7 protein-coding genes are annotated in these 7,096 nt (G+C 68.0%); 1 reads left to right on the top strand and 6 read right to left on the bottom strand.

Translation table 11 applies throughout. From position 1 onward, the window contains the following. Nucleotides 1–875, bottom strand: an 875-nt coding sequence (locus tag A9X03_RS04445; protein WP_156746468.1) for a sulfatase-like hydrolase/transferase, incomplete at its 3' end; no start/stop codon positions are given. Nucleotides 876–992: 117 nt separating this feature from the next. Here A9X03_RS04445 and A9X03_RS04440 point away from each other — a divergent pair. Beyond that, a complete protein-coding gene (locus tag A9X03_RS04440; protein ID WP_068016549.1) occupies nt 993–2,012 on the top strand; it encodes a nitronate monooxygenase family protein in 1,020 nt (339 codons plus the stop codon). Here A9X03_RS04440 and A9X03_RS04435 read toward each other — a convergent pair. From A9X03_RS04435 to A9X03_RS04415, 5 genes are all read right to left on the bottom strand, one after another. Beyond that, entirely contained in the window at nt 2,007–2,831 is an 825-nt protein-coding gene (locus A9X03_RS04435; protein ID WP_067784660.1) for a class I SAM-dependent methyltransferase, read from the bottom strand. The genes A9X03_RS04440 and A9X03_RS04435 overlap by 6 nt on opposite strands. Beyond that, a complete protein-coding gene (locus A9X03_RS04430; protein ID WP_067784657.1) occupies nt 2,828–3,298 on the bottom strand; it encodes a GbsR/MarR family transcriptional regulator in 471 nt (156 codons plus the stop codon). Before A9X03_RS04430 ends, A9X03_RS04435 begins: the two co-directional genes overlap by 4 nt. Before the next feature lie 90 nt (nt 3,299–3,388). After that, complete coding sequence (locus tag A9X03_RS04425; RefSeq protein WP_068259862.1) at nt 3,389–4,657, bottom strand: amidohydrolase family protein; 1,269 nt, start codon at nt 4,655–4,657, stop codon at nt 3,389–3,391. A gap of 115 nt (nt 4,658–4,772) precedes the next feature. Continuing rightward, nucleotides 4,773–5,546, bottom strand: a complete 774-nt coding sequence (locus tag A9X03_RS04420) for a class II aldolase/adducin family protein (protein ID WP_068259859.1) — start codon at nt 5,544–5,546, stop codon at nt 4,773–4,775. After that, on the bottom strand, nt 5,533–7,096 hold a 1,564-nt coding region (locus A9X03_RS04415), incomplete at its 5' end, for a class I adenylate-forming enzyme family protein (protein ID WP_068259857.1). The genes A9X03_RS04415 and A9X03_RS04420, both read right to left, overlap by 14 nt.

Here is a 7,096-nt window from a genome sequence, read left to right as displayed (position 1 = left end):
ACCCGGCCGATATTCCAGTCCATCCGGTCGACCATCGCGGCGTAGACCTCCATGCTGCGAGCCGACACCGCGCGCTGTTCATCGGTCATGTCGGCCCACTCGGGAGCGCCGTCGGCAACGACCGGGTGCGCCTCGATGTCCGGCGGACACAGGCCCAGCCGCTTGAGTGCGGCCAGTCGCTCTTCGCGCAGCGCGTCGGGTCCGGCGTCGTAGCGGCCGCGGTACTTCGCGATGGATTCGTCCGGGGCCTGCAGCGGCCAATGCGGCGCCTGGAAGGGCAGGTACGCGAAGAACGGCCGGTCGTCGCCGGGGGCGCGTTCGCCGAAATACTGCAGCAGCTTGTCGGTGTAGAAGTCCGACGAGTAGAAGTCATCCCCCACGGTGACGAACTGGTCGTCCTCGGTGTAAAGCGTTGGCACCGGCGAGAAGCTGCGGGCGCCGCCGCCGCCGAAATGGCTGGCCCCGGCCGGCAGCAGCGCGAACGAGCGCTCGAAACCGCGCGCCCAGGGCGACCTGTCGATCGTGGCGCCCAGGTGCCACTTGCCCGACATCAGCGTCAGGTATCCCGCGTCGCGCAGTAGTTCCGGCAACGCCACCACCCGGTCGTTCAGGTAGCCCTCGTAGCCGGGCGCCCCGCGAAACCCGGGGCCGGCGACCTCCAGCATGGTGCCGATGCCGGCGATGTGGTGGTCCGTGCCCGTCAGCAGCATCGCCCGGGTGGGTGAGCACGCCGGCGCCGAGTGGAAGTCGGTGAGCCGGATCCCCGCGTGGGCCAACCGATCGAGGTTCGGCGTCTCGATTTCGCCGCCGAACGCGCCGATATCGGAAAACCCGAGGTCGTCCGCCACGATCACGAGGAAGTTGGGCCTCTTCACGGTGAAGCATCCTGCCAGGTCATCTGCCCGGGTGGAATGCCGCCGCGACGGGGCGTCGTTATTGTCAGGGCTGCGCTGTCCGCGTTCGGCGCACGGTTACACCGAAAGGGCTCCGACATGCTGGCAGGTTTCGAAATGTCCATCCCGCTGGTCGCCGCCCCGATGGCTGGCGGCCCGACCACCCCCGCAATGGTCTCGGCCGCGACCCGCGCGGGCGGCCTGGGCATGCTCGCGGCCGGGTACAAGACCGTGGAAGCCGTGGAGGCCGAGGTCAAGCAGGTTCGCGCCGAGGGAATCTCGTTCGGTATCAACCTGTTTGCACCCAATCCGCTGCCGGTTGACCCCGCGCGCTACCGCGCCTACGCCGCGATCGTCCAGCGCGACGCGGATCACTTCGGGTTGACGCTGCCCCCGGAGCCGATCGAGGACAGCGACAAGTTCGACGAAAAGGTCGCGCTGCTGCTCGACGACCCGGTTCCCATGGTGTCGTTCACCTTCGGCATCCCGCCGCGGGCGGTGATCGCGGCGCTGCGCAAGGCGGGCAGCGTCGTGGTGCAGACGGTGACCACACCCGACGAGGCGGTGCAGGCACGCGACGCCGGGGTCGACATGCTCGCCGTGCAGGGGGCGGCCGCGGGCGGTCACTCGGGCACACTCTCGCCGCGGGAGCCGCTGCGGCCGGTGCCGATCGCCGAACTGGTCGAGCGCATCGTCGCGGCCGTGCCGCTGCCGGTAATGGCCGCCGGCGGGCTCGCCAGCCCCGCCGCGGTGGCCGAGGTGATCCGTGCGGGCGCCGCGGCGGCCGCCGTCGGGACGGTTCTGCTGCGCGCGGACGAAAGCGGCGCATCGGCCACGCATCAGGCGGCCCTGACCGATCCCGCGTACGCCGAGACGGTGCTCACGCGCGCCTTCACCGGCCGCCCCGCCCGCGGGCTGCGCAACGCGTTCATCGATGCCCACGAGGCGCAGGCGCCGCTGGGCTATCCGGCCATCCACTACCTGACCAGCCCGCTCCGCAAGGCCGCGGCCGCGGCGGGCAAGCCCGGCTACGTGCACCTGTGGGCGGGCACCGGGTACCGGAATGCCACCGCCGAACCCACCGCCGAGATTCTTCGGCGGCTGGCTTCCGACCTATGAGTATTCGAAGCGGTTCAGCACGTCATACCGGCCGCCGGGAGTCGCACAGGTGAGTTTGTACACGAACCGAACCGGCGCCGATTCGATCTGTTGGTAACCTGCCAGCGCCGGGACCTGTTCGAGCAGGCGCAGCCGAGGATTCCAGTTCTCCAGCTCCCGCGCATCGCGGATGCCCCACTTGATGATCCCGCGGGTGAACAGCTTCGACAGCAACGGCGCCAGCGCCGAGAGCGTGTCGAAATGCATTTCGCCGCTTTGGAATCGGCCGGTCAGACGCTGCAATAAGTCGCGGACCTGCTGTTCGGTCAGGTACATCAGCAGGCCCTCGGCGATGACCAGCGTGGGGCGATCGATCGGAACCTGGTCCAGCCACCCCGGATCGGTCACCGACGAGCCGATCATCCGGTACCGCTCGGTGTCCTGATAGAGCCGTCGCCGCAGCTCGATGACACCGGGCTGGTCGACGTCGAACCACGAGGCCGACGGCGGCACGGTGAGCCGGAAGGCGCGGCCGTCGAGCCCGCAACCCAGGTGCAGCACCACCGCGTCGGGGTGGCGCCGCAGGAATTCCGCGCACCAGTCGTCGAGCCGCTTGGCGCGCAGGGCGACCAGGTACTGGTTCGACGCCGGCAGCGAGCTCCGATGGATTCGCTTGAAGTCGTAGTCGATCCGCTCCACGGCTGCCGCCGCCGCTTTGTCGCCCAGAATGGGCCGGTTCGAACGGCTTTCGTGAGCCCGCAGATAGAGGGTGACGAGGTTCGTCCATTCCACCGAACCCCACGGTACGGATGTGAAGTCGACCTTGTCGGTCGGGTTCATGGCTTTCTCCTTGCCGCCCGATATTCGGTCCACATCTGCATGAGCTGATCGCGGTAGGCGTTGGTGCAGAACTCGCAGAAGTCGCGGAAATCCTCGACACGCTGCCGCTGTTCGGCGCGGTCCTCGTGCAGCACGGAAAGGGCGAACTCGGCGGGCTCGATGCCCAGCCGCATGAGCGAGAGCTGGGTTTTAAGAACGCTGGTGAACCCGCCCGGCGTGACCCGATACAGGTGTTGGCGGTCCGGGCTGGGCAACCGCTCCACCATGCCACCCTCCAGGAGCTGGCGGGCGACGGTGCTGATGGAGGCCTTGCTCACCGATAACGCGTCGGCCAGCTGAGTCAGTGACTGTTGCGGCGGATGACAGATCATCAACCATCCATACAGCCGGCCCATGGTCCGGGTGGCGCCGAGCAGTTCGAAGAACAGCCCGAGGCGGTCGACGAACTCGGCCTCTTCCGGCGACATGACCCTCCCGCTACGTTTAGTACATACTGAACGTAGCGTACGGAGCAGAAGCCGATTATGGAAGGGCCGTTACGGCGAGAGCGGCGCCCGCTAGAACGCGTCGGGATTCCGCTGCACGTCTTCCGGCACCGGGTGGCGATAAAGGCGAGAGGCGTTCTCCCAGCTGAACTTCCGGATCACGTCCGCGGGCAGGTCGCCGATTTGCTCGTGGATCGTCTCTTGGGTGTGGGGCCAGGTGGAGTCGCAATGCGGGTAGTCGGCCTCCAGCATGATGTTGTCCACGCCGATCCGGTCGCGCTGGACGAACGAGGACTTGTCCTCCACGGCGCAGAACCAGAAGTTGCGAGTGAACACCTCTGCGGGCGTGAGGCTTTCGCCCAGCGCCGCCCAGGTGCCGTACATCGCGTGATAGCTGAGCATGTGGTCGAGGCGATCCAGCAGGCCCGCCACCCACCCGATGCCGCCTTCCGACAAACAGATCTTCAGGTTGGGGAATCTGCTGGGCAGCCCGGAATACAGCCAGTCGACCGCCGCGGAGATGGCATAGGCGAAGAACAACACGCCCTGCACGTCCGGAGGCGCGTCGTCGGTCGTGGAGGGTGAGGAGCCCGACGAGCCGATGTGCAGGTTCACCACGGTGCCCGTTTCGGCGCACGCCGCCATGATCGGGTCCCAGTGTTTGGAATGGATGCTGGGCAGCCCCAGCATCGCCGGGTTTTCGCTGAACGTGACGGCGTGGAACCCACGCTCGGCGTTCTCGTAGATCATCCGCGCGCCGAGTTCGGGGTCGAGCAGCCACGGCAATTGGCAGGGAATGATGCGCTCGGGATACGAGCCCGCCCACACCTCGAGGTGCCAGTCGTTCCACGCGCGCACCGAGGCCAGCGCCAGGTCGCGGTCACTGGTCACCTGCTGCAGGCGCTGGCCGGCGAATCCGGGCAGGAAAGACGGGAAGTTGAGCGAGGCGTAGATGCCGTTGAGGTCCATGTCCTTGACACGCTCGTGGATATCCCAGGCGCCCCTGCGCATTTCGTCGAACCGGACCGGCTCGAAGCCATACTCGGCCACCGGACGGCCGACGACGGCGTTGAATCCGACGTTGGGCAGCTCCCGACCGTCGTAGACCCAGGTCTGTCCGCCGCTTTCGGTCTCGACGACTTTGGGCGCCCGGTCGGCGAATTTGCGCGGCAGCCGCCCGGCGAAGGTATCCGGCGGCTCGACGATGTGATCGTCGACGGAGATCACGGTGTAGCGCCGAGGCGCGCGGGGCGGATCGGGCAAGAAGGTGACCGAGCGTTGCTCGCCGGTCTTCGCCGTCGTGAAGTTGAGGTTGCCGGCCAGCTCGTCGATCGATTTCACTGGTCAATCTCCTTGCGTGGAGGCGTAATCGAGCGTGTGTCGCCGGCTTCGGTGTGCGACGCGGGCGACGCCTGTCGACGTGTCGCGGCCGTGGACGCACCCGCGACGACGGGGTTCACGTGAGCACGTCGGGGTCGGCCTTGATGGTCATCCGCGCCGCGCCCGCCCAGTACACGTCGGCGGCGCGCTCGACGAGAGACCGCTGCATGCCTGCCATGTCGGACCACTTCATGGCCACCGGCTCCTTGCCCGTGAGCAGCACGTCGTAGGCCAGCTTGCAGACCCGTTCGATGGACGCCGCGCGGTAGACGGCTTCGGGCAGGTTGCGCCCGGTCGCGATGACGCCGTGGTTGGCCAGGATGGTCAGGTTCGCGGACCCGATCCGGGCCGCGAGCTCGGCCGCGCGGGCGGGGCTGTCGACCTCGCCGTCATAGGTTTCGACGAGGCAGAGGTCATCGAGGAAGAGCGAACCGGTCTGGTGCACCAATTCGGGCAACCGGCCCAACGCGGCGAGCACGCAGACGTAGTAGGGATGGTTATGAATGACCACCCGGGCGTCGTCGCGGACGCGGTGCAGCTCGGTGTGGATGTGGATCGCCGGGGTGACGTCCCACCGGCCGCGCAGCACCCGGGCGTCGGCGTCGACCACGCAGATGTCGGACGCCGTGATCTCCTGCCACCACAGCCCCCACGGATTGACCAGCATCTCCGTCCGGCCGTCAAGTTGCCAGGTGATGTGTCCGGCCATGTTCTCGGCGAACCCGATGCCGGCCAGGTGGCGGAAGGCGACCGCGAGCGCCTGCTCGTCGGACAAGTCGACCCCGATCAGGGGGACCACCGACGGCGCCCATACCTCCAGGCCGCCCCGGCGCGCGTCAGGAGCATTCATGTTCGGCCTCCGTTCTGGCTCGAATATCCTCGCGCAGCCGGCCTTTGGCAACCTTGCCGCCCGACGAGCGCGGAAGCTCGTCGACCACGATGAGCCGTTCGGGCAACAACTCCTTGGACACCCCCAGCGCCAGCAGGTGTTCGACCAGCTCGGCCAGTTCGATCGTGGCCGAGCCGACGAGTTCGGCGTAGAGGCATACCTTTTCGCCGAAGACCGGGTCGGGCATCGCGACCGCGGCCGCCACCGCGATGGCAGGGTGGGTGGTGGCGGCATCCTCGACCTGCGTTGCGCTGATGTTCTTTCCGCCGCGCAGGATGAAGTCGGAAGTTCGCCCGGTGACGGTCAGGTATCCGTCCGCGTCGATCTCGCAGATGTCCCCCATGCGCATCCAGCCGTCTCGGGTGAACAGCTTGTCGTGATCGGTTCCGCCGAGGTAGCCGAGGCTGGTCGCCGGGCCGCGGCAGGCCGGCTGGCCCTTGCCGGTCGCGGTCACGTCGCGGTCCCCGTCGAAGAGCCGGACCGCCATTTCCGGCACGATCCGCCCGCCCGTGCGCAGCCGGCGTTCGCGTGTGTCGTTGACCGTGGTGGCGCTCAGCATCCCGGTTTCGTTGGAGCCGTAGAACTGCAGGATCGTCGCGCCGGTGAGTTCCTCGAACTCGGCCGCCGGCCGGTAGGGCAGCGCCTCACCGCCGGTGAACACGACCCGCAGCGAGCTCAGGTCGTGGTCGCGGGTCGCGGGATCCGCCATCAGCATGGTCAATTGCGTACTGACACAGCACAATACGGTGGCCCGGTGTTGGGCTATCGCCTCGCAGGTCGCCCGCGTGCTGAACCGGTCCAGGATGACGGCGGTGGCGCCGAGATAGATCGGCGTGGTGTGGCTGGTCCATAACCCGAATCCGAACGGTGTCGGGATGACCGGCAGGAAAACGTCCTCCGACGTCAGCAGCCCGTTGGCGACGGCCTTCTGGTGGAAGTAGTGCCAGCGATTCTGTGTGTGCACCACGCACTTGGGCAGCCCGGTGGTGCCGGATGTCGAGTTGATGAGGAATACATCGTCGGGCCCGAGTCGGGATTCGGGGGCAAGCGCCTTCCGCGCCGCCCGAACGTCGAGTCGCGGCGAGCCGGCGGGCGAGTCCAGCGTCAGGGTGGGGAGCGCAAGCTCCCCGGCGACGTGCGCCGCGGTCGCCCCACGCAGTTGGTCGCTGATCAGGATTTTCGGCTGGGCGCTGCGCAGTATCGCCGTGACTTCACGGGCTCCGGCGCGCGCGCCGACGCCGACGACGACCGCCCCGCACCGCTCGATCGCGACGAACAGCGCGTGCAGGGCCGCGGAGTCGCCGTGCCACACCGCCGCGCGGTCGCCGGGCTCGATCCCCGCGCCGGCCAGTCTCTCGGCCAGAGCGCTTGCGGCATCGTCGAATTGGCGCCAGCTCAGCGCTGTCCCGGCATGGTCGACATAGGCAAGGCGGTCCGGCGACCGTTCGGCGTTGCGGCGTACCGCGTCCGACAACGTCGTGTCCGACCAGAAGCCGCAAGCATGAAACCGG

It is taken from the genome of Mycobacterium sp. E1715 (assembly GCF_001667625.1).
Lineage (GTDB): Bacteria > Actinomycetota > Actinomycetes > Mycobacteriales > Mycobacteriaceae > Mycobacterium.
Note: the sequence above shows the minus strand (reverse complement) of the source record. Positions and strands in the feature narration are given on the sequence as shown.

What these genes read in the sequence shown, in the direction of transcription:
- A9X03_RS04440 (WP_068016549.1), top strand. Translation starts at nt 993, where the DNA reads ATGCTGGCAGGTTTCGAAATGTCCATCCCGCTGGTCGCCGCCCCGATG.
- A9X03_RS04435 (WP_067784660.1), bottom strand. Translation starts at nt 2,831, where the DNA reads ATGAACCCGACCGACAAGGTCGACTTCACATCCGTACCGTGGGGTTCG.
- A9X03_RS04430 (WP_067784657.1), bottom strand. Translation starts at nt 3,298, where the DNA reads ATGTCGCCGGAAGAGGCCGAGTTCGTCGACCGCCTCGGGCTGTTCTTC.
- A9X03_RS04420 (WP_068259859.1), bottom strand. Translation starts at nt 5,546, where the DNA reads ATGAATGCTCCTGACGCGCGCCGGGGCGGCCTGGAGGTATGGGCGCCG.